Origin of the sequence: Dokdonella immobilis, assembly GCF_900115085.1 — a bacterium.
Lineage (GTDB): Bacteria > Pseudomonadota > Gammaproteobacteria > Xanthomonadales > Rhodanobacteraceae > Dokdonella > Dokdonella immobilis.
The window spans coordinates 73,185-94,956 of sequence record NZ_FOVF01000001.1 but is presented as its reverse complement, the minus strand read 5'-3'; the positions used below and the strand labels follow the sequence as shown (position 1 = coordinate 94,956).

The following is a 21,772-nucleotide window of genomic DNA, read 5'->3' as shown; positions in this document are numbered from 1 at the left end:
GTCTGCGATCATGGCCGACAGCACCCATTCGACCACTCAGACGTGACCGAGACTTCCCTGTTCTATCTGTTGATCGCCGTCATCACCGGCCTGCTGGTCGGCGGACTCGCGCTGGCCTGGCTGGCGCGCCGCCGCGAGGCGACCGAAATCGCGCGACAGCTGGCCGAGCAGGGGCGCCAGCATGCGGCGCTCGAGAACGCCTTGCAGGAGGCGCAGCGCGCCGCAGCCATGCACCAGACCGAGGCCATGCAGTTGCGTCGACAGGTCGACGCGTTGCAGGCGCGCCAGGACACGGACCAACGCTCCTTGTTGGCATTGACGGCTGACCATGCCGCACTGAAAGCCGGGGCGCGCGAGCAGGCCGAATCGGCAGCGGAAAAGCTCCGGCTCCTCGAACACGCCGAGCAACGCCTGCGCGAATCGTTCCAGAACCTGGCCAACCAGATCCTCGAAGCCCGAGCCGAGCGGTTCAAGGAACAAAGCGCCGAACATCTCGGCGGCCTGCTCGATCCACTCAAGCTGCAACTCAAGGAATTCCGCGAAGCGGTGACCCAGACCCATGCCAACGAGCAGCGCGAACGCGGCATGCTGGTGCAGGAAATCCGCTCGCTCAAGGACCTCAACCAGCGCATCAGCGAGGATGCGGTCAACCTGACCAGGGCGCTGAAGGGCGATTCGCGGGCCCAGGGCGCCTGGGGCGAGATGGTCCTCGAGCGCGTGCTCGAGGCATCCGGTCTGCAGGTCGGACGCGAGTACGATACCCAGGGTAGTTTCGAGGGTGCCGACGGCACGCGTCAGCGCCCCGACGTGATCGTGCGCCTGCCCGAAAGCAAGGACGTCATCATCGACGCCAAGGTCTCCCTGCTGGCCTGGGAGCGCTCGGTGTCGCTGCACGACGAAGGCGAGCGCCAGGCCGCCCTGCGCGACCATCTGGTTTCGCTGCGTCGGCATATCGACGGCCTGGCCGGGCGCAACTACAGCGACATACCGGGCGTGCGCTCGCTCGACTTCGTGCTCATGTTCGTGCCGGTAGAGGCCGCCTTCATCGAGGCCGTGCGCGCCGATGGCGGGCTTTACGCCTACGCCCTGGAACGCAAGATCTCGTTGGTCAGCCCAAGCACCCTGCTGGCCACGTTGCGCACCGTGGCCTATCTCTGGCGCATCGACAGCCGCAACAACAATGCACTCGAAATCGCGCGCCGCGCAGCCAACCTGCACGACAACTTCGTCCTGCTGGTGAACGAACTGGAGGTTCTCGGTTCGCAATTGCACAAGGCCCAGGGAGCCCACGCCAACGTCGTGCGCCGCCTGACCGAGGGCGGCAAGGGCAGCGTGATCCTGCAGGTCAAGAGTCTCGCCGACATGGGTGCGCCGGCAAAGAAGGTGTTGCCGCGGGACCTGGTCGAAACGGCCGGCGCCGAGGTCGACGAGGACGGCGATCCCGCTGACCCGGCGCAAGCAGACGAAGCGCCGCAGGACTGACGTGGGGCGGTCGCGGTAGCCTGGCGAGACTTGGGGAAATGCCGCGCGGGACGACGCACGGTGGCGATCCCGGGCCGCTCAGTGCGTATCGGCGCCGTGCCTCAGAGCGCGTCTTGCCGATTCGAGTTCATGCACGAAACGATCGGCGTGCTGCGGCGAAACCATCAACGCACGACCCTTTGAATAGCTGATGCGGATGCGGTCGAGGGACAGGGCCGGACTCGACAGCGGATTTCGGGTCGGCGCCAAGGCAGTGATCTCAGCGATTTGAATTTGCCATCGAAATGGACCGCAGCGGATCCGCAGTTCCGGAGGATCGATCGTGTAGCGGGTCGAAAGCAGGATCCAGGCCGGCAGGCCGAGTCCGACGCTGGCGCCCGGGACCAGGGACCACCACACCAGCGGAGCTCGGGCTTCACCAAGGGTCACGGCAACGACCAGCAGCGCCAGGGCCATGGCCCCGGCCAGCATGGCGACCAGCCACGCGTCGATCTTCGACCGATGGACGCTGGCCAATGATCCGGACTCCGCGCGGAGTCGGCTCAGCCGCCGCCCGCGCCACGCGCAGCGCCGGCCAGCTTGCTGTGGCGATACCCGTAGAAGAAATAGATGGCGAAGCCGAACAGGGTCCAGCCCAGCATCAGCAACCAGTTGTGCAAGGTCATCGTCGACAGCAGGACCAGGCAGCTGCCGACACCGGCGAGGCAGATCAGCGGCGCAAACGGGATGCGGAACGGGCGCGGCAGATCGGGCTGGGTGCGGCGCAGGATCAGCACGCCGGCGCAGACCGCGCCGAAAGCGATCAAGGTGCCCATCGAGGTCAGGTCGCCGAGAATGTCGAGCGGGAACACCGCGGCCAGGATCGCGATGCCGATGCCGGTAATGACTGTATTGACATGCGGCGTGCGGTATTTCGGATGGATGCGCGTGAACACCGGCGGCAGCAGGCCATCGCGTCCCATGATCATGAAGATGCGCGGCTGGCCGATGACCATGACCAGGACGACCGAGGCCAGTCCGATCATGGCGCCGATCTCGACGATCCAGCGCAACCAGCTCAATTCCGGATGGCTGGCGACAGCCGTCACGACAGGCTCGGCCGTGCCGAGCATGCTGAACGGGGTCAGGCCCGTCATGACCAGGGCCATGCCGATGTAGAGCACGGTGCAGATCGCCAGCGAGGCGAGCATGCCGATCGGCATGTTGCGCGCCGGGTTGTGCGATTCCTGGGCCGCGACCGAAACCGCTTCGAATCCGATATAGGCGAAAAACACCATCGATGCGCCACGCAGCACGCCCTCCCAGCCGTACTTGCCGGGGGCGACGTTTTCCGGAATGAAGGGGTGCCAGTTGGCGGTATCGACATAGCTGATGCCGGCACCGATGACCAGCACGATCAGGGCTACCTTGAGGATGACCATGGCCATGTTGACCCCGGCCGACTTGCGGATGCCGACATAACAGAGCCAGGTCAGGAGCAGGACGAGAACGGCGGCCGGGATGTTCGCGATCGAACCGGTAGGGTTGAGCTTGTCGTCCAGTGGTGCACTGACCAGGGCCTGGGGCAGATGGATGTTGAACTGGTCGAGCAGGCTGAGGAAATAACCGGTCCAGCTGACCGCGACCGCCGATGCCGACACGCCGTACTCGAGCACGAGCATCCAGCCGATGAACCAGGCGGCAAGCTCGCCGAGGGTGGCGTAGGTATAGGAATAGGCGCTGCCCGAAACGGGCACCATGGCCGCGAACTCGGCGTAGCAGAGCGCGCAGAACGTGCAGCAGATGGCTGCGAAGATGAAGGACAGCACGATGGCCGGACCAGCGTGCTCGGCAGCCGCTACGCCGGTGATGACGAAGATGCCGCCGCCGATGACTGCACCGATGCCGAGCGCGGTCAGGCCCCAGGGGCCGAGCGTACGCTCGAGGCTGAGCCCCTCGGCATCGGCGTGGGCCGCGTGCGGGTGTTTGGTCGCGAATAGCTGCTTGGACATGATCGGGTTTCCAGGTGCCTGGAGCGGACGTGGGGTCCGGAAGAAGATGGCGGGCGCGGCAAAACGAAATGGGCCGGCGTCGTGGCGCCGGCCCAGGGCTTGCTCAGGATGCGCGACGCAACTTGCTGTGGCCGTAACCGTAGACGGCGTAGATGACCACGCCGATCAAGGTCCATCCCAGCATGACCTCCCAGTTTTCCTGGAAGGCCTGCCAGAACAGGTAGAGGCAGGTCAGTGCGCCGAGCGGACAGATAATGATCGCGGCCGGTACGCGGAACGGGCGATTGAGATTCGGCTGGGTATAGCGCAGGACCAGGACACCGGCCGAAACCGTCGCGAACGCGAGCAGGGTTCCCATCGAAACGAGGTCGCCGAGGAACGAGATCGGCAGGAAACCGGCCAGCGCTGCCGCGACCACGCCGACGAAGATCGTCCCCACGTGCGGGGTCTGGTGCTTCGGATGGACCTTGCCGAATATCTTCGGAATCAGGCCATCCTGCGCCATCGAGAAGAAGATGCGCGGCTGGCCCATCAGCATGACCAGGATGACCGAGCTGAGGCCCGCGATCGCGCCGATCTCGACCAGCACCTTGAGCCAGGACAGGGCCGGGTAGGCCTCGAGCGCGGTCGCCACCGGCTTCGGCGTGCCGAGCAGGTTGTACGGCATCATGCCGGTCAGCACGGCCGAAACGATGATGTAGATGACCGTGCAGATGACGAGCGAGCCGAGGATGCCGATCGGCATGTCGCGCTGCGGGTTCTTTGCTTCGCCGGCCGCGGTGGAAACAGCATCGAAACCGATATAGGCGAAGAACACCACCGAAGCGCCGCGGAAGATGCCGTCCCATCCGAACTTGCCCTGGCCCTGGTTCTCGGGAATGAACGGGACCCAGTTGTCGGCATTGACGTACTGCAGGCTGAAGGCGACGAACAGCAGGATCACGACGACCTTGATCGTGACGATGATCGCGTTGGCGAAGGCCGACTGGCGGATGCCGTAATAGCCGATCGTTGCGACCGCCGCGACGATGGCGACCGCCGGCAGGTTGAACAGGCCGCCCGTGTAGATGAGCTTGCCGTCGACTACGTTCAGCGGCGCGGTCGAGAGCGCTGCCGGCAAGGCGACCCCGAAGGTGGCGAGGAAACTGTTGAAATAACTCGACCAGCCGACCGCGACAGTCGATGCGGCGAACAGATATTCGAGGACGAGGTTCCAGCCGATGAACCAGGCCACTGCCTCACCGAGGGTCGCGTAGGAGTAGGAGTAGGCGCTGCCTGAAACCGGCAGCAACGCAGCAAACTCGGCGTAGCACAGGCCGGCGAAGGCACAGGCAATGCCGGCGAAGACGAAGCTCAGGATGATGGCCGGGCCGGCATGCGCAGCTGCGGCGTGGCCGGTCAGGACGAAGATACCCGCGCCGATCACCGCGCCGACACCGAGCAGGACGAGCTGGGTGGCAGTCAGCGTGCGCTTCAGCGTGGCCTCGCCGCCCAGCGAACCCTCGACCGGTTCGCCGGCGTCGACATGCGGCGCCGGCTCGACCGGCTTCGTGGCAAAAAGACCCATGGACATCGTGTTCTCCCCGAATCGATAACGGAACGGCTTGGTGGCCGTGTTCTTGTGCGCCAACTGCCGGCGACAGCGGCCCCGTACGATGCCAAACGTGGAAGGTGAGCACAAGCGCGACGCGCGCACGGCATGGAACCCGGAAAAACTTGTGCAGTGCAGCTTGATTTGCATGGCCGGGCATTCCGGTATCCTGTCGCGCCGATCAGGATCCTTGCCCCATGTTGCTCGAATTACTCGGTCGCCATGCGGCTGTGGTTGGCGACCAGGATGCGGTCCTTGCCCTGTTTCGGTCGTTTCTCGACACGCCTGGCTGCTTCGTGCGCAGCAATCTCGATGCGCACTTCACCGGATCGGCCTGGCTGGTCAGTATCGATGGCCAGCGGGTGTTGCTGACCCATCATCGAAAGCTCGATCGCTGGTTGCAGCTCGGCGGTCATGCCGATGGCGATGCCGACCTGCGCCGGGTAGCCCTGCGCGAGGCCGGCGAGGAATCCGGTCTCGACGGACTGGTCGTCGAGCCAGACATCTTCGACCTCGATCGGCACTGGATCCCGGCCCGCAACGACGCCCCCGGGCACTGGCACTACGATGTCCGCTTCGTGGTTCGCGCGACGAGCACGGAACGCCATCTCGCGAATGAGGAATCGCACGAACTCGCCTGGCGCGACATCACCACCATCGCGCAGGATCCGCAGGCCGACGAATCGCTGCGGCGGATGGCAAAACGCTGGCTCATGAGCCAGCGTTCGGGAATGGGGAATGGGGAGTAGGGAATCGTTGACAGCGAAGGGACGACGTCCTGGGCTTGGCTCGTCCTATTCCCGATTCCCCATTCTCTATTCCCGGCGGGCCTTCAGGCCCGCCCCCCGAATTCGCCAGTCACCGTGCTGACGTGGATCTTCTCGCCGGTGCGTACGTACTCGGGCACCTGGATCTCGATGCCGGTCGAGAGCCTTGCGGGCTTCGGTCGCTTGGTCGCGGTCGCGCCCTTCATTTCGGGTGCCGTGTCGATGACTTCGAGGATGACCGAGGGGGGCAACTGCACCGCTACCGGCTGCTCGTCGATGATCTGCACGTAGCAGCCCTCGATGCCGTCGACGATGTAGCCGGCGGCATCGCCGACCACGTCCGCATCGAGCGTGTACTGGGTGTAGTCCTCACTGTCCATGAAGACGAAGGCATCGCCGTCCTTGTACGAGAAGCTGACCGCACGCCGGGTCACCTCGGTCTCCTTGATCTCGTCTTCGGAGCGCAGTGAAAGATCGGCCTTCACCCCGCCCGGCACGCTGTACATGATGAAACGGAAGGTGACATTGCCGCTGCGGCCCTGCGCCGAGCTGCGCTCGATATCGCGGACCTGGTAGACCTTGCCTTCGTGTTCGACGACGTTGCCGCGCTTGACTTCGGATGCTTTCATGGTGGGGGCCGGGATTGGGGATTCGGGATTCGGGAATGGGGAATGGGGAATGGGGAATGGGGAATGGGGAATGGGGAATGGGGAATGGGGAATGGGGAATGGGGAATGGGGAATGGGGAATGGGGAATGGGGAATGGATCGAAGCAGAAGCGGTCGCGGACGCGAATTGGAGAGCTCGAGGGTAGCGGGATAGTCTAAAACGGGAATTCAGGAAACAGGATCGAGGCAGCGCCACATACGAGACTCAGCGCGCGCGCTCGCTGAGTGCTGCACCACCCATTCCCTATTCCCCATTCTCCATTCCCGGCTACTTCGGTGCCAACCGCACCGCGCCGTCGAGACGGATCGTCTCGCCGTTGAGGTAGCGGTTGCCGAGGATGTGGGCGACCAGGGCGGCGAACTCGGGCGAGGTGCCGAGTCGCGACGGGAATGGAATCGAGGCGCTCAGCGATTCCTGGATTGCCGCCGGCATGCCATCGACCATCGGCGTCCAGAAGATGCCCGGGGCGATGGTCATGACGCGGATGCCGAAGCGGGCCAGTTCGCGCGCCATCGGCAGGGTCATGCCGACCACGCCGCCCTTGGACGCGGAGTAGGCGGCCTGGCCGATCTGTCCGTCAAACGCGGCGACCGAGGCGGTGTTGACGATCACGCCGCGCTCGCCGTCCGCGCCCGGCGCATTGTTCTGCATCCGTTCGGCGGCGGCCTTGGCGACGTTGAACGAGCCGACCAGGTTGACCATGATCGTGCCGGCAAAGGTCTTCAGCGGCATCGCACCCTCGCGCCCGAGCATGCGCCCGGCGCCGAGGATGCCGGCGCAATTGACCGCGACATTGAGCCCGCCGAGGAATTCGCTGGCGCTGGCGACATTGGCACGTACGCCGTCTTCATCGGTGACGTCGGTGCGCAGGAAGCACGCCTTGTCGACACCGAGCCGGCGCACTGCTTCCGCGCCCTTTTCGTCGTTGACGTCGAACAGGGCAACCTTGCCGCCTTGGGCGACGAAATGTTCGGCAACGCCGAGGCCGAGTCCGGAGACGCCGCCGGTGATGATGGCTTTCACGTGTTCGAGTTGCATGGATCCTCCAGGGCGACCAGCCGGGCGTCGCGCAAAGGCGCGCATTCTACAACGTGCGCTGACTTTCGAAATGACGTTCGCAACCGCTCAGCGGATCGACGAAGCGCAATGACCGGGCCAGCAGCTTCAGCGGTCGGCTGAAATCGTCGTCGGACCTGTCGGCGAGGGTCGGGTAGAAACCGTCGTTGACGATGGCGGCGCCGAGCGCCGCCATGTGCACGCGCAGCTGGTGCTTGCGGCCGGTCGTCGGATCGAGGCCGTAGCGCCAGAACGAGTTGCCGCACTCGATGACCTCGATGCGGGTCTCGCTGTTGGCCGGTCCGTCCAGTTCGCACATCCTGAAGAACGGATCGCCGGCGCCGATGCGCGAGCGTCGGGTCAGCGGAAACGCCTGTTCGGGCAGTGCCGGGGCCAGCGCTTCATAGCGCTTGGCGATCCGGCGTTCGCTGAACAGTCGGTGGTAGGCGGCGCGCGAAGCCCGATTGGCCGAGAACATGACCAACCCGGCCGTGCCGCGATCGAGACGGTGCAGCGGGACGAGGTCGTCGCGACCCAGGCTCTGGGTCAGTCGATGGAGCAGGGTTTCGCGCACAAACCGGCCAGCTGGAACCACCGGCAGGAAATGCGGCTTGTCGACGACGACGAGATGTTCGTCGACGTGGAGGATCCGTTCGATGCCGGGAATCGGCATCTCGCCGGCCACTTCGCGGTAATAGAGGACCGTCATTCCCGGTCGGTAGCGGCTTTGAAGATCGAGCGGGCCGCGATCGGCATCGAGCACGCGGGCGCGTTCGAAGCGTCCGATCCATTCGTCCCTCGATATCGTCGCAAAGTGCGCGCAAAGGCAGTCGAGGACCGTACGCCATGGGCCGCACGGAAGCTGCAGCACGCTGGGCCGCGAGTCTGGCGGTGCTGTCGGCGAGGCAGGCAGGGACATCACGCTATTATGCCGCCACCCCGATGCAAGCGGAGTTGATGAGTCATGTGGCAGCAGATCGGATCGACACTTGCCGCCGAGTTCTCAGATATCCCCGATATCGCCGAGCTGACCCGACTGTGCACGCGCCTCGTTCTCGCGGCGATCCTCGGCGCCATGCTCGGCTTCGAACGCGAAACCAAGGGCAAGGCGGCCGGTATCAAGACCCACATGCTGGTCGCGCTCGGATCGGCGATCTTCATGATCGTTCCGCTGCAGATCGGTGTCGGCGCGGATGCCTTGACCCGCGTCATCCAGGGCATGGTGACCGGTGTCGGCTTTCTCGGCGCCGGCACGATCCTGAAAGGCAGGAACGAGGACAATGTAAAGGGACTGACCACGGCGGCCGGAATCTGGATGACCTCGGCGATCGGCATGACCGCCGGGCTGGGGCGGGCGGGATCGGCCATCCTGTGCGCCGTGTTCGCCTTGCTCGTCCTTGCCCTGATCCCAAGGCTCATGCGACTGGCCGGCAACCACTGAGCCGCGAAAGGAGACACCCGATGAGCCAATTGCTGCTGAACCTGCGCCACGTGCCCGAAGACGAGGCCGACGAGGTTCGCGCGCTGCTCGAGGGCAACGCAATCGCCTGGTACGAAACCGAGCCGAATCGCTGGGGCATTTCCGCCGGCGCCATCTGGATTCGCGAAGATGGCCAATTCGAGCGCGCCCGCGCGCTGATGGATGAATACCAGGCGCAACGCGGCGCGGCTGCGCGCCAGGCCTGGGCAGCCGCGCGTCGGGAAGGAACTGCCAGGACCTTCTGGGCGCAGTTGCGCCACTCGCCCCTGCGGGTATTGCTGATCCTGATCGGCATCATCCTTTGCGCGGCACTGAGCCTCTGGCCTCTGTTGCTCGCCGCCTGGTGAACGCAGCGACCAGCGCCGCAGCCTCGGGGACAGCGGTGTCCCCGAGGCTGCAGCGCGGTGCGGTGGATCAGCCCGGGATGCCGCCGATGAAGTCGGGTTTGCCGAGCGCGACGCCGCAGTGGCGAAGGATGGCGTAGGCCGTGGCCGTGTGGAAAAACAGGTTCGGCAGGACGAAATGCAGCAGATAGGGCTGGCCGGCGAACTGCACGTCGTTGCCACGCAGGGTCAGCGTGATCGCCTTTTCCTCGCTGCCGTCGATCTGTTCCGGCTTGATCGAGCGAATGAAATCGAGGGTCTTTTCGATGCGCGCCTGCATGTCCGCGAAGGTCGCCTCGTTGTCCTCGTGGACCGGGCGTTCGACGCCGGCCAGGCGCGCGGCCGCGCCCTTGGCCATGTCGGTCGCGATCTGGATCTGGCGCGACAGCGGAAACATGTCCGGGTAGAGCCGGGTTGCCAGCAGTACGGCCGGGTCGATCTTGTTGGCCTCGGCATGTGCGGCCGCCTTGGCAAGGATGGCGGAGAGGTTGCCGAGGGACCGGACGAAAACCGGAACCGAAGCCTGATACATCGAAATCGTCATGCACAACTCCCTGTTGCAAAAGGAAAGGACCGGGCGCGGCGATAGCGGCCCCGGCGGTGCTGCCGCACCGGCACAGACAGTGGAGACGAACCGGCAACTCGCAAGGGCGGGTCGAAACAGCCCGGGGCCATGCGATCATGGCGCATGAATGCCTTCTCGACACTGCCCTTGGCGGCTGAACTGCTCAGCGCACTCGACGCGCTCGACTACGTGGAAATGACACCGGTGCAGGCGCTCAGCCTGCCGCCGATCCTCGAAAATCGCGATGTGATGGCCCAGGCGCCGACCGGCAGCGGTAAGACCGCCGCTTTCGGTCTCGGTCTGCTGGCCCGCCTCGATCCGGCAAGAATCGCCGTGCAGGCCCTGGTCCTGTGTCCGACCCGCGAACTGGCCGACCAGGTCAGCAAGGAGATTCGCAGGCTCGCGCGCTTCGTGCCCAACGTGAAATTGCTGACCCTGTGCGGCGGCATCCCGTTGCGCCCGCAACTGGCTTCACTGGGACATCCACCGCATGTCGTGGTCGGCACGCCCGGGCGCATCCAGGAACTGATCGACCAGGGCGCCCTGTCGCTGGCCGACGTGCGTGTCCTGGTCCTCGACGAGGTCGATCGCATGCTCGACATGGGCTTCCAGGATGCGATCACGAGCCTGCTCAGGCAGTCGCCGAAGTCACGCCAGACCCTGTTGTTCTCGGCGACGATTCCGGACGCGATCCGCGCGATCAGCCGCAGCCTGCAGCGCGATCCGGTCGAACTGGCGACCGATGCCGACGTCGGGTCGCCGGAGATCGAGCAGCAGTTCTTCGAGGTCGAGGCGGCCCGCAGATTCGACGCCCTGGTTCGCCTGCTGACCTGTTTTCGACCGGAATCCACCCTGGTGTTCTGCAACACCCGCCGCGACGCGCGCGACCTGGCCGACGGCCTGGTCCAGCGCGGTTTCTCGGCGCAGGCCCTGCACGGGGATCTCGAGCAGCGCGATCGCGATGAAGTGCTGATGCGCTTCGCCAACCGCAGTTGCGCGATCCTCGTGGCCACCGATGTCGCCGCCCGCGGGCTCGATATCGACGATCTGCCGGCGGTGGTGAACTGGGAAGCCTCGACCGATCCCGATGTGCATCTGCACCGGATCGGTCGCACCGGCCGGGCCGGGCGCAAGGGTCTCGCCTGGACCCTGGTCGCTGCCGCCGAAATGCCGCGCATGGCGGCCATCGAGGCGCGCGTCGGGGGTCCACTGCGCTGGTCGTCGCTGCCGCCTGCCGGCACGTCGACGGCGCCGCTGACGGCGAGCATGAGTACCCTGTGCATCGATGCGGGTCGGCAGGACAAGCTGCGTCCCGGCGACGTGCTCGGTGCGCTGACCGGCGATGCCGGAATCGCCGCCGACGCGGTCGGCAAGATCGGCATCTTCGCCACGCGCGCCTATGTGGCCATCCGTCGCGACCAGGCGGCGACGGCCTTGAAGCGGCTGCGCTCGGGCAAGATCAAGGGCCGCAGCTTTCGCGTCCGCGCCGTCGACTGAGCACGCGCAGGCTCAGGTCTGGGCCAGCATGTGCCAGCTGACTACTCCTATGGCCACGGCCAGCACCAGCAGGACGATCGACCCGATCTGCAACTGGCGGCCCAGGCGGATCGCGGCGGGGCCACGGCGATAGGGCGTATCGCGGATCACCCGCGCCCCCGGCAGCGGCCATTGCTGCGAGCGGATCGCACGCGAACCGATGTGGGCCGAGTACCAGGCCAGCAAGGCCAGGCAGACGCCGCTGCCGGTCAGTGCCAGCGCGATCATGCGGCGCAGGCGGACGATCAACAGGTCGGTGCCGGGCAGGTTGCCGATGACCTGAAGCCAGTGCCGGAACCAGGCCATGCCAAGCAGGGCCAGAACCGCGGCAACCACCAGGACAATCAGGGTCAGCGCGCGCAGTCGCTTGTCGGCACGCAGGATGTCTTCACTCACACATGCTCTCCGCTGAACCGAGCGCGAGAATAGCGGGCTTGTCGTCGAAACGTGCTGCCGTATATCGCCGAATCGCTGCGTCGGTCTATCCTTGGGGCCATGACCCAGCCCATCCTGCGTTGCCTGCTCCCGATCTTCCTTGCCTTCCTGGCCTGCGCCTGCCAGAACTCGCCGTCACGGCCGGTTCCTCCGTCCGCCGACAATGGCGGCCCGCGAGCGTGGTTCGACGGCGAATACGACAATCACGAGCAGGTCGTCCTCGCCGCACCGGCGGTGCTGCCGCACACGCGTATCGCCATTACCCCGCTGTCGAGGCCGGGCTGGTATTCGTGGACGGTGGCCATGTCCGCCGATGCCGAGTTCTCGGCGACCTGGGCCATGCGCTCGGTCAAGTCGGTCAACGGCAACATCCAGTTGACGCCTTATCGCGCCCTGGTCGAAACGCCGAAGCTCGGCGCGGACTTCGACCCCGCCCAGTGGGTCGCGCTGGATGCCTGCGCCTTGAACGGTGCGGCTACGGCGGCTGGATTGAAGGTCAAGGCGGATCTCGCGACCTGCATGATCCTGATTCCGGGTATCGGCGCCAACGCCGCCCTGCTTCCACTGGAAATCGAACACGACGGCGAGTGGCTGCGCGTGCGCTTCTACGCCGACCAGGCGCGGGGTCCCGATGCCCGCATCGAGGCACGACGCCTGCGCTGGTTCACGGGCTGGGCTGCGGTCAATGGAGCGGGCGCGAACGCGAGGATCGAGAGCAACGACTGGCACATGAACCGCGGCATCCGCATCGACAACGAAGGCGGCCGCGCGCCGTTGACCTGGCGCGATGGAAAGGCGTCCGGATACACGCTCCTGCTCGAGCGCATGACCTATCGCGATGGCAGCGTGCCGGTGCTCAAGCTGTCGGTCATCGAGGATGCGAGCGGGCGCAGCGTTGTCTATGCCTGGGCGAACCCCGAGGCGACCCGGATCGGCATCAACCTCGGCTGGGTCCAGGTCGGCCTGGAAGCCGAGTCGAGCGCAACGGCGCGATGATTTCGGAGCCGGATAGCCGCATGGACGAACCGACGATCAGCTGGAGCGATTTCGAGCGCGTCCTCATGGTCGCCGGCACGGTCCTCCGCGTCGAGGCGTTCCCCGAGGCGCGCAAGCCGGCCTACAAGGTCTGGGTCGATTTCGGACCGTATGGCGAACGCAAGACCAGCGCGCAGATTGCCGCGCTGTATTCGCCGCAGGACCTGATCGGGCGCCAGATCGTCGGCGTGATCAACTTTCCCGAGAAACAGATAGGTCCGTTCCGTTCACAGTTCCTGCTGACCGGATTTCCGACCGAAGCGGGCGTTGTCGTCACGGCGATCGAACGCGCCGTGCCGAATGGTACCCGCCTGGCCTAGCCCGGATTATTCATGAGTTTCACGCGCCCTCGCTTGTCCCTTGAATCCACGCGGCTTTTCGCTCATTCGGCGATAGGACCCGCCATCCCCTCAATCGCGAAAAACCGCCTGAATCCAAGGTCCTGCGCGATCATCGCGCGAATTCACGAATAATCCGGGCCAGGCGCCTGGCGGCCGATCAACGGCAGCGGAGATGCCGGGCCCGACCCGGCCAGGCGCGTCGGGTTGGCGCAGGTTCGCGGCACTCCGCTTCCATGCCTCGCAGCCATTCATAGGCTTCGATCGAACCGATCAAAGCGCCTCGAAGATGCCGGCGGCGCCCATGCCGGTGCCAATGCACATCGTCACCATGCCGTACTTCTGCTGGCGACGGCGCAGACCATGGATCAGGGTCGCCGCCCGCACCGCGCCGGTCGCACCGAGCGGATGGCCGAGCGCGATCGCGCCGCCCAGCGGGTTGACCCTGGTCGCATCGAGGCCGAGGTCGCGGATCACGGCCAGGGCCTGCGCGGCGAAGGCTTCGTTGAGCTCGATCCAGTCCATCTGCTCCTTGCCCAGGCCGGCCAGTTTGAGCGCCTTCGGGATCGCCGCGATCGGGCCGATGCCCATGACCTCGGGGCGCACGCCGGCGACCGCGAACGAGACGAATCGGGCGATCGGGGTCAGGTTGTATTCCTTGATCGCCTTTTCGCTGGCCAGCATCAGCGCGCCGGCGCCGTCGGACATCTGCGAGGAGTTGCCCGCGGTGACGCTGCCGCCGGCCTTGAACACCGTACGCAGCTTGGCCAGGCCGGCGGCGCTGGTATCGGGGCGCGGACCTTCATCGGTATCGATCAGGCGGCTGTCGGTCTGGATCGAGCGGCCAACGAGGTCGGGATAGTGGTCGTCGAGCCGGAACGGCACGATCTCGTCCCTGAATTCTCCCGCGGCGATCGCGGCCAGCGCCTTCTGGTGCGAGGCGAGGGCGAAGGCGTCCTGGTCTTCGCGGCTGACCTTCCATTCGCTGGCGACGTTCTCGGCAGTGATGCCCATGCCGTAGGCGATGGCGACGTTCTCATCCTGGAACGCGGCCGGATTCATGGCGATCTTGTGGCCCATCATCGGCACCATGCTCATGCTCTCGGTGCCTCCGGCCAGCATCAGGTCGGCATCGCCGGTGCGGATGCGGTCGGCCGCGAGTGCGATGGCCTGCACGCCGGACGAGCAGAAGCGGTTGATGGTCTGCGCCGGCACCGAGTTCGGCAGGCCGGCGAGCAGCACGCCGATGCGTGCGACGTTCATGCCTTGCTCGGCCTCGGGCATCGCGCAGCCAATCACCGCGTCGTCGATGCGCGCAGGATCGATGCCCGGCGCGCCGGCCACCGCCGCCCGGACCACGTGGGCAAGCAGGTCGTCGGGTCGGGTGTTGCGGAACACACCGCGCGGCGCCTTGCCGACCGGTGTGCGCACGGCGGAGACGATGTAGGCGTCCTGGATCTGTCTGGTCATTGGCTTTCTCCGAAAGCGGGATTCGGGATTGGGGATTCGGGATTCGGAACGGCGGATTCGGCGAGGTGGGGGACCGGGCTTTTTCGAATCCCGAATCCCCAATCCCGAATCTCAGTTCCTGAGCGGCTTGCCCGTCGTCAGCGTGTGCGCAATGCGCTCCTGGGTCTTGGCCATCTGCGCGAGTTCGACGAAATGCTTGCGCTCGAGATCGAGCAGCCAGGTTTCGTCGACCAGGGAACCGCGTTCGATGGCACCGCCGCAGAGGGTGTCGGCGATGCGGCTGCCGATCTCGTAGTCGTGCGGGGAGATGAAGCGGCCTTCGAGCATGTTGACCAGCATCATCTTCAGCGAGGCGGTGCCGACGTCGCCGGCGGCAACGATGTCGCGCGCGGGCAGGGGCGGACGCCAGCCGGTCTCGGCCAGCGATGCGGCGACGTTCTTCGCCACGTACAGGAGTTCGAAGCTGTTGAAGACGATGACGTCGTCGGGCCGCAGCAGGCCGAGCTGCTTCGCCTCGAGCGCGCTGGTCGAGACCTTGGCCATGGCCGCGGCCTCGAACGCCTTCTTGATCGCGTTGAACGGATCGCCGTCGACGCTGTTGCGCGACGCGCGCAGGGCGAATTCCTTGAGGCCGCCCCCGGCCGGCAGCAGGCCAACCCCGGTCTCGACCAGGCCGATGTAGCTTTCCAGCGCGGCCACGGTGCGCGCCGAATGCATCTGGAACTCGCAGCCGCCGCCGAAGGCCATGCCACGCACGGCCGCTACGACCGGCACCAGCGAATACTTGATGCGCTGGCTGGTCGCCTGGAAGTTGGCGACCATCGCTTCGAAGGCCTCGATCTTGCCGTCCTTGATCAAACCGAGCGCGCCCTTGAGGTCGGCGCCAGCCGAGAACGGCTCGCCCGTCTGCCAGATGACCATGGCGCGGAATCGCTTTTCGCTCTCCTCGACGCAGCGCTGCAATCCGTCGAGGACGGCGTCGTTGACCGTGTGCATCTTGGTCTTGAACGAGACGATGCCGATGTCGTCGCCCTGGTGCCAGAGGCGGACGCCATCGTTTTCCCAGACCGTCGTGCCGGTATCGAAGGTCTCGCCGAGCAGCGGATCGGGGAAAAGCTGGCGCCGATAGACCGGGGCATCCGGACGCGGAATGTTCTTGCCCTGGGCCGGCGACCAGGAGCCGTCGTTGCCGTGCACGCCATCGCGGCCATCGCTGACCCAGGCCGGCAGGGGGGCGTCGCTCATGGCCTTGCCGGCGGCGATGTCCTCGGCGATCCAGCCGGCAACCTGCTTCCAGCCGGCCGCCTGCCAGGTCTCGAACGGGCCGAGCTTCCAGCCGTAGCCCCAGCGGATCGCGAGGTCGACATGGCGCGCACTGTCGGCAATATCGGCCAGATGGAACGCGGTGTAATGGAACAGGTCGCGGAACATGGCCCAGAGGAACTGGGCCTGGGGGTCGGTCGAGGCGCGCAGCGCGGCGAATTTTTCGGCCGGGTTCCTGATCGCGAGAATCTTGCCGACTTCGTCGCTGGCGCCTTCGCTGGCCGGCCGATAGTCCTGCTTGCCGAGGTCGAGCACCTGGATGTCCTTGCCGACCTTGCGGAAGAAGCCGGCGCCGGACTTCTGTCCGAGCGCACCCTTGTCGATCAATGCGGTCAGCCAGGCCGGAGCCTTGTAGTACCTGTGCCAGGGGTCGTCGGGCAGGGTGTCATCCATGGTCTTGATGACGTGCGCCATGGTGTCGAGGCCGACCACGTCCGAGGTCCGGTAGGTCGCGCTCTTCGGCCGACCGATGGCGGGCCCGGTGATCGCATCGACGGCATCGAAACCGAGCTTGAATTGTTCGGTGTGGTGCATCGTGGCGAGGATCGAGAATACGCCGATGCGGTTGCCGATGAAGTTCGGTGTGTCCTTGGCCATGACCACGCCCTTGCCGAGGGTCGTGGTCAGGAAGGCTTCGAGCCCGGCGAGCAGGGCCGGGTCGGTCTGCCGGTCCGGGATCAGCTCGACCAGGTGCATGTAGCGCGGCGGGTTGAAGAAATGGATGCCGGAGAAGCGCGGCCGCATGGCAGCCGGCAAGGCCTCCGCGAGGGCATTGATCGAAAGACCCGAGGTATTGCTCGCAATGAATGCAGAATCAGAGACATACGGAGCAATCTTCTTGTAAAGATCGAGCTTCCAGTCCAGCCGCTCCGCGATCGCCTCGATGATCAGATCGCAGTCCTTCAGCCAGTCCAGGTGCTCGTCGTAATTGGCTGGTGTAATCGATCCTGCGCGCGTGGCTTCGGCCAGCGGCGCCGGCGAGAGCTTGCCGAGATTGGCGATCGCCTTGATCGCGATGCCGCTTTTCGGCCCCTCTTTTGCGGGCAGGTCGAAAAGGACGGTTTCGACATCGGCATTGGTCAGGTGCGCGGCAATCTGCGCTCCCATGACGCCGGCGCCGAGCACGGCAACCTTGCGGATGCGGAGGGACGATGTGTTCATGCATTACCTCGCGGGACAGGCGGTGAAGGATCCAGCCGCGTGCGGCTGCAACGGGATCGTGGAAATGAGGGTCGCGGTCTATTCGGCGCGCAGGCCGGCCGCGGCGAAGCGGATCAGGTGTTCCGCGGCACGCTCGCGGTGGATCTTTTCGGACATTGAAGCGCGTCGCTTGATGACGCCGAAATCGGCCATGGCGTAAGTCAGCGCGCCGGCAATGATGTCGATGCGCCAGTACAACTCCTCCTTGTCGAGGTGGGGCAAGCGGGCGCCGAAGGCATTGGCGAATTCCTTGAGCACGTGACCATAGTTCTCCGAGAGGAACTTGCGCAGGCGCTCATTGTGCTCGGCATAGGCGCGGGCCAGGACGCGCACGAAGGTCGATCCACCGGACTTGTCGAGAGACAACAGCAAGGCAGGGTGGATGAAGGCGGCAAGGATGTCCTCCAGCGTGTGCGCTGGCCGCGACAGGACCTGCTGCAAGGCCTCCAGGCGCTGCGCGCTGAGTTCGTCGAGGCGGCGCCGGAAGACTTCGTTGACGAGGTTGTCCTTGGAGCCGAAATGGTAATTGACCGCCGCCAGGTTGACCTTGGCCGTGGAGGTCAGCTCGCGCAGCGAGGCGCCAGCGAAACCGTTGCGCGCAAACAGTTCCTCGGCGGCGCCGAGGATGCGTTCCTTGGTCGAAAAGTGGGGCGAATTCAAGCAGGCGAGTCCAGTTGGGGCGAAGGAACCAAACGGGCGTTTGAATTGTAAGCCGGCCGGACTGCGGGAGCAATGTCCGAAATGCGCATGCGGTCACCATGCCGGGGTGCAATTCCATGGCGGAACTAGCTAGAATGCGAGGTCGGATAGTGCGCTAACTATCCGGATTGCCGTGGGTTTGCCCCTGCGGTCGACGTCAGGCTCATCCGAATACCTCCCCCCATCCAAAGGTCGAACAACAATGGCGCTGGAGCGCACCCTTTCCATCATCAAGCCCGATGCGGTTGCCAAGAACGTGATCGGCGAAATCTATTCCCGTTTCGAGAAGGCCGGCCTCAAGATCATCGCCGCGCGCATGAAGCAGCTTTCGCGTGCCGAGGCCGAAGGTTTCTATGCGGTCCATCGTGAGCGCCCGTTCTTCAAGGCCCTGGTCGATTTCATGATCTCGGGACCCGTCATGATCCAGGCCCTGCAGGGCGAGAATGCGATCGCCGTGCACCGCGACCTGATGGGCGCCACCGATCCGAAGAAGGCCGCGCCCGGAACGATCCGTGCGGATTTCGCCGACTCGATCGACGCCAACGCCGTGCATGGGTCCGACGCCCCGGAAACCGCGCAAGTCGAAATCGCCTACTTCTTCGCCAGCTCCGAAATCACGGCGCGCTGATCGTCGATGGACATGGCGCAGACCCGGACCAACCTCTTCGGCCTCGATCGCCAGGGCCTGCGCGACTGGTTTGCGCAGGCCGGCGAAAAGCCGTATCGGGCGGATCAGGTCATGAAGTGGATGTACCACCGCCATGTCACCGATTTCGCGCAGATGACCGATGTCGGCAAGGCCTTGCGCAGCAAGCTCGAGGCGGTCGCCGAAATCGTGCCGCCGAACATCCTGTTCGAAAAGCAGTCGACCGACGGGACGCACAAATGGCTGCTCGGCATGGATGCCCGCAATGCCATCGAGGCCGTCTTCATCCCGGAAAGCTCGCGTGGCACGCTTTGCGTGTCCTCGCAGGTCGGCTGCGGCCTCAACTGCCAGTTCTGCTCGACCGCAACCCAGGGCTTCAATCGCAACCTGTCGACTGCCGAGATCATCGGCCAGGTCTGGGTCGCGGCCCGCCACCTCGGCAACGTGCCGCATCATCAGCGCAAGCTGACCAATGTGGTCATGATGGGCATGGGCGAACCGTTGCTCAATTTCGAGAACGTCGTGCGTGCCATGAACATCATGCGCGACGATCTCGGCTTTGGCCTGGCCAACAAGCGGGTCACCCTGTCGACCGCCGGACTCGTGCCGATGATCGACCGGCTTTCCGAGGAGAGCGACGTCTCGCTCGCGGTTTCCCTGCACGCACCGAACGATGCATTGCGCACCGAGCTGGTGCCGCTGAACAGGAAGTACCCGATAGCCGAATTGATGGACGCCTGCCTGCGCTACACGCAGAAGCGTCCGCGCACCACGGTCACCTTCGAATACACGATGATGAAGGGCGTGAATGACAGCCCCGAGCTCGCCCGGCAGTTGGCCAGGCTCGTACGCAAGGTGCCGAGCAAGATCAACCTGATCCCGTTCAATCCATTCGCCGGTACGCGATTCGAACGGTCCGACGAATCGGCAATCCGCGAATTCCAGAAGATTCTGCTCGATGCCGGCGCCCTGACCATGGTGAGACGCACGCGAGGCGACGACATCGACGCGGCCTGTGGTCAGCTCAAGGGTCAGGTCGCCGATCGCACGCGACGCCAGGCCGAGTTCCGCAAGAAGATCGAAAAGGGTGTAGCCGATGCGGCATGAAGGCAGATTTATCGCCGTTTTCCTGGCCCTGATGCTGGCCGCCTGCGCGACCGGCGCCGGCTCGGGTGGCCGACCGGTCGCCCAGGCAGATCCGGAGAGTCCGAAGGCCAAGGCCGCCGCGCTGTACACGGATCTGGGCCAGAAGTATCTCGCCCAGGGCAAACTCGAAGTGGCCCTCGAGAACCTCAACAAGGCGCTGGCCGCGGACGTCAACCACGCCGATGCGCATACCGTGATCGCGCTGCTCTATGAGCGCATCGGCGACAATGCGAAGGCCGAGGAACACTATCGGCGTGCCGCGCAGTTGATGCCGAAGTCGGGCAACGAGAACAACAATTACGGTGCGTTTCTGTGCAAACTGGGCCGCTACGATGAATCGCTGACCTATTTTGTGCGCGCCGTCGCAGATCCGTTTTATCAAACACCCGTTGTGGCCTTGACCAACTCCGGCACTTGTGCGATCAAGGCAGGCAAGCTGGACGTTGCAGAACGGGACCTGCGCGCGGCACTGGAGCGTGATCCGGACAATTCCGAAGCCCTGTTCCAGATGGCGACGACGTTGTATCGCAAGGAAGATTTTTTCAGGGCCCGTGCGTTCATCCAGCGTTACGAAGCGGTGGGGCAGCAAGGCGCCGATGCGCTGATGCTGGGTCGTAACATCGAATTGCGTCTGGGCAATGGCAAGACTGCGCAGGATTACACGCGGCGCCTGCGTGAAAGGTTTCCCGACTCCGAGCAGGCGCGTTCTCTCGATACGCCGGGTTCGCCATGAGGTGCCGGATGGGGCCCCAGCTGGAACGCAAATGGCGTGCCTCGAATGCAGGTGCGGTGCGATGACACCGGACCGCTACCATCAACTGGAACTACTGGCAATCGCGGAGAACCAACCAGTGAGCACAGAAGGCGTCGAACAGCAGGAATCGCAGGGCGTGTCCGCGGAGCAGCCGATCGAGGCGTCCGCGTCGAACGACATCAGGCTGCCTGCGCTGGACGCTGTCGACAGTTCCGAGTCCCGCATCGGTTCGCGCCTGCGCGCCGAGCGCGAAAAGCGGGGCTGGAGTTGCGAGGAAGTCGGTTCTCGTCTCAAGCTGCAGGCTCGCCTGATTCGCCTCATCGAACAGGATGACTACTCGGATATTTCCCATGCCGTTTACCTGCGCGGCTACCTGACCAGCTATGCGCGTCTGCTCGGCTTGCCGCTCGTACTTGCCGAGCGCGCGGTCGCCGAGGTCAGTCAGCAGCCTGCACCGTTGGTTTCGACCGGAAGGGTTTCGCGTTCCCGCTATCTTCTTGATCGTTACTCGGTGAGTGCCACCTATCTGATCCTGACCGGACTTGTTATCGGCCCCGCGGTGTGGCTGGCCACGCATGGCGGACTCGAACAGAATCTGGCGCGTACCGTCATGCTGGATGGGCCGGTGGCCACCCTCGAAGTGGCTTCGCCTGGCGTGACCGGCGCGCAGCCGAAGGGCGTCGGGGCGGATGCCAGCGGGGTCGGTGCCGTGAACGGGCCCGATCGGGATGCCGCCCTGCAGGCTCCCTCGACGTCCGCTGACGACGAGGCGTCTCCTATCGTCGCCTCGATGGCGCCGTTCGCCACCTCGGCAGTTCCCGCTCCCGCCAGCGCCGCTACCGAAGACGCTCCCGTTTCTGCCGCAGCGCACTCGCTGACCCTGAAGCTAGCCCAGCCGAGCTGGATCGAAATCACTTCGGCGGACGGCGAGAAGCTGGAATACGGACTCCTCGAGGCGGGCATCGAGCGGACCTATTCGACCGATCAGCCCGTCTCGGTGCGTATCGGCAATGCCGGTGGCGCCGAAATCACGGCCGATGGCGAACGTGTCGAGCTGGCCCCTTACCAGCGAGCCAATGTCGCCCACCTGCGGGTCTTTGCCGAGGGCAAGCTGGCCAGCCGGATCGACTCCTGAATCAGGCCGGCAGGGCCACGCCTTTTTTACAGGTGTGCGGCGAAATCCTGTTACCCTAGCGCCCCCCGCGC

The 21,772-nt window shown here is 65.2% G+C and carries 22 protein-coding genes; 11 read left to right on the top strand and 11 right to left on the bottom strand.

All coding sequences use genetic code 11. The features are described from left to right. Positions 1 to 42 precede the first annotated feature (42 nt). The gene (locus tag BM125_RS00355; RefSeq protein WP_092403906.1) at positions 43 to 1,482 is read left to right on the top strand and encodes a DNA recombination protein RmuC; all 1,440 of its coding nucleotides are present in this window, start codon (positions 43 to 45) and stop codon (positions 1,480 to 1,482) included. Positions 1,483 to 1,560: 78 nt separating this feature from the next. Here BM125_RS00355 and BM125_RS00350 read toward each other — a convergent pair whose 3' ends face one another. The 3 genes from BM125_RS00350 to BM125_RS00340 all read right to left on the bottom strand — a co-directional run bounded on the left by BM125_RS00350 (position 1,561) and on the right by BM125_RS00340 (position 5,046). Continuing rightward, positions 1,561 to 1,998: a PH domain-containing protein gene (locus tag BM125_RS00350; RefSeq protein ID WP_092403905.1), complete on the bottom strand. Its 438-nt coding sequence runs from the start codon at positions 1,996 to 1,998 to the stop codon at positions 1,561 to 1,563. A gap of 26 nt (positions 1,999 to 2,024) precedes the next feature. Continuing rightward, a complete protein-coding gene (locus BM125_RS00345) occupies positions 2,025 to 3,473 on the bottom strand; it encodes an amino acid permease (protein WP_092403904.1) in 1,449 nt (482 codons plus the stop codon). A 103-nt stretch (positions 3,474 to 3,576) separates the two neighbouring features. Continuing rightward, positions 3,577 to 5,046 (bottom strand): amino acid permease, encoded by a 1,470-nt coding sequence (locus BM125_RS00340; protein ID WP_092404128.1) that lies wholly within the window; start codon positions 5,044 to 5,046, stop codon positions 3,577 to 3,579. Between the two features lie 215 nt (positions 5,047 to 5,261). On the opposite strand from BM125_RS00340, the gene BM125_RS00335 reads away from it, so the two are divergent. Next, positions 5,262 to 5,813, top strand: a complete 552-nt coding sequence (locus BM125_RS00335) for an NUDIX hydrolase (RefSeq protein ID WP_092403903.1) — start codon at positions 5,262 to 5,264, stop codon at positions 5,811 to 5,813. 83 nt (positions 5,814 to 5,896) lie between these two features. Here BM125_RS00335 and efpL read toward each other — a convergent pair whose 3' ends face one another. The 3 genes from efpL to BM125_RS00320 form a co-directional block, all read right to left on the bottom strand. Beyond that, positions 5,897 to 6,460, bottom strand: coding sequence for an elongation factor P-like protein EfpL (gene efpL / locus BM125_RS00330; RefSeq protein ID WP_092403902.1), 564 nt, complete (start codon positions 6,458 to 6,460; stop codon positions 5,897 to 5,899). 307 nt (positions 6,461 to 6,767) lie between these two features. Next, positions 6,768 to 7,538: an SDR family NAD(P)-dependent oxidoreductase gene (locus BM125_RS00325; RefSeq protein ID WP_092403901.1), complete on the bottom strand. Its 771-nt coding sequence runs from the start codon at positions 7,536 to 7,538 to the stop codon at positions 6,768 to 6,770. A gap of 46 nt (positions 7,539 to 7,584) precedes the next feature. Continuing rightward, positions 7,585 to 8,475 carry a pseudouridine synthase gene (locus BM125_RS00320; RefSeq protein ID WP_092403900.1) on the bottom strand — a complete coding sequence of 297 codons (891 nt, stop codon included), beginning with the start codon at positions 8,473 to 8,475 and terminating at the stop codon, positions 7,585 to 7,587. Positions 8,476 to 8,520: 45 nt separating this feature from the next. Between BM125_RS00320 and BM125_RS00315 the strand changes: the two genes are divergently transcribed. Continuing rightward, entirely contained in the window at positions 8,521 to 8,997 is a 477-nt protein-coding gene (locus BM125_RS00315; protein WP_092403899.1) for an MgtC/SapB family protein, read from the top strand. A 20-nt stretch (positions 8,998 to 9,017) separates the two neighbouring features. Then, the gene (locus tag BM125_RS00310) at positions 9,018 to 9,383 is read left to right on the top strand and encodes a DUF6164 family protein (RefSeq protein ID WP_092403898.1); all 366 of its coding nucleotides are present in this window, start codon (positions 9,018 to 9,020) and stop codon (positions 9,381 to 9,383) included. 67 nt (positions 9,384 to 9,450) lie between these two features. Here the strand turns inward: BM125_RS00310 and BM125_RS00305 are convergent, their stop codons facing one another. Next, entirely contained in the window at positions 9,451 to 9,963 is a 513-nt protein-coding gene (locus tag BM125_RS00305; RefSeq protein WP_092403897.1) for a DUF1993 domain-containing protein, read from the bottom strand. A 144-nt stretch (positions 9,964 to 10,107) separates the two neighbouring features. Here BM125_RS00305 and dbpA point away from each other — a divergent pair, with 144 nt between their 5' ends. Further along, positions 10,108 to 11,481, top strand: a complete 1,374-nt coding sequence (dbpA, locus tag BM125_RS00300; protein WP_092403896.1) for an ATP-dependent RNA helicase DbpA — start codon at positions 10,108 to 10,110, stop codon at positions 11,479 to 11,481. 12 nt (positions 11,482 to 11,493) lie between these two features. Here the strand turns inward: dbpA and BM125_RS00295 are convergent, their stop codons facing one another. Further along, complete coding sequence (locus BM125_RS00295) at positions 11,494 to 11,916, bottom strand: hypothetical protein (RefSeq protein ID WP_092403895.1); 423 nt, start codon at positions 11,914 to 11,916, stop codon at positions 11,494 to 11,496. Positions 11,917 to 12,015: 99 nt separating this feature from the next. Between BM125_RS00295 and BM125_RS00290 the strand changes: the two genes are divergently transcribed. Beyond that, a complete protein-coding gene (locus BM125_RS00290; RefSeq protein WP_092403894.1) occupies positions 12,016 to 12,951 on the top strand; it encodes a hypothetical protein in 936 nt (311 codons plus the stop codon). Between the two features lie 20 nt (positions 12,952 to 12,971). Next, a complete protein-coding gene (locus tag BM125_RS00285) occupies positions 12,972 to 13,310 on the top strand; it encodes a tRNA-binding protein (RefSeq protein WP_092404127.1) in 339 nt (112 codons plus the stop codon). A gap of 291 nt (positions 13,311 to 13,601) precedes the next feature. On the opposite strand, the gene BM125_RS00280 is transcribed toward BM125_RS00285, so the two are convergent. The 3 genes from BM125_RS00280 to BM125_RS00270 all read right to left on the bottom strand — a co-directional run bounded on the left by BM125_RS00280 (position 13,602) and on the right by BM125_RS00270 (position 17,981). After that, positions 13,602 to 14,798 carry an acetyl-CoA C-acyltransferase gene (locus BM125_RS00280; protein WP_092403893.1) on the bottom strand — a complete coding sequence of 399 codons (1,197 nt, stop codon included), beginning with the start codon at positions 14,796 to 14,798 and terminating at the stop codon, positions 13,602 to 13,604. Between the two features lie 111 nt (positions 14,799 to 14,909). Beyond that, positions 14,910 to 17,282, bottom strand: coding sequence for a 3-hydroxyacyl-CoA dehydrogenase/enoyl-CoA hydratase family protein (locus BM125_RS00275; RefSeq protein ID WP_092403892.1), 2,373 nt, complete (start codon positions 17,280 to 17,282; stop codon positions 14,910 to 14,912). A gap of 78 nt (positions 17,283 to 17,360) precedes the next feature. Further along, complete coding sequence (locus tag BM125_RS00270) at positions 17,361 to 17,981, bottom strand: TetR/AcrR family transcriptional regulator (protein WP_092403891.1); 621 nt, start codon at positions 17,979 to 17,981, stop codon at positions 17,361 to 17,363. A gap of 241 nt (positions 17,982 to 18,222) precedes the next feature. Here BM125_RS00270 and ndk point away from each other — a divergent pair, with 241 nt between their 5' ends. The 4 genes from ndk (at position 18,223) to BM125_RS00250 (ending at position 21,701) form a co-directional block, all read left to right on the top strand. Then, the gene (ndk, locus tag BM125_RS00265; RefSeq protein WP_092403890.1) at positions 18,223 to 18,648 is read left to right on the top strand and encodes a nucleoside-diphosphate kinase; all 426 of its coding nucleotides are present in this window, start codon (positions 18,223 to 18,225) and stop codon (positions 18,646 to 18,648) included. 12 nt (positions 18,649 to 18,660) lie between these two features. Continuing rightward, positions 18,661 to 19,773 carry a dual-specificity RNA methyltransferase RlmN gene (gene rlmN / locus BM125_RS00260; RefSeq protein ID WP_092404124.1) on the top strand — a complete coding sequence of 371 codons (1,113 nt, stop codon included), beginning with the start codon at positions 18,661 to 18,663 and terminating at the stop codon, positions 19,771 to 19,773. Continuing rightward, positions 19,763 to 20,545 carry a type IV pilus biogenesis/stability protein PilW gene (gene pilW / locus BM125_RS00255; RefSeq protein WP_092403889.1) on the top strand — a complete coding sequence of 261 codons (783 nt, stop codon included), beginning with the start codon at positions 19,763 to 19,765 and terminating at the stop codon, positions 20,543 to 20,545. The genes rlmN and pilW overlap by 11 nt, the downstream gene beginning before the upstream one ends. A gap of 118 nt (positions 20,546 to 20,663) precedes the next feature. Next, positions 20,664 to 21,701, top strand: coding sequence for a helix-turn-helix domain-containing protein (locus tag BM125_RS00250; protein ID WP_175497778.1), 1,038 nt, complete (start codon positions 20,664 to 20,666; stop codon positions 21,699 to 21,701). Positions 21,702 to 21,772: the final 71 nt, after the last annotated feature.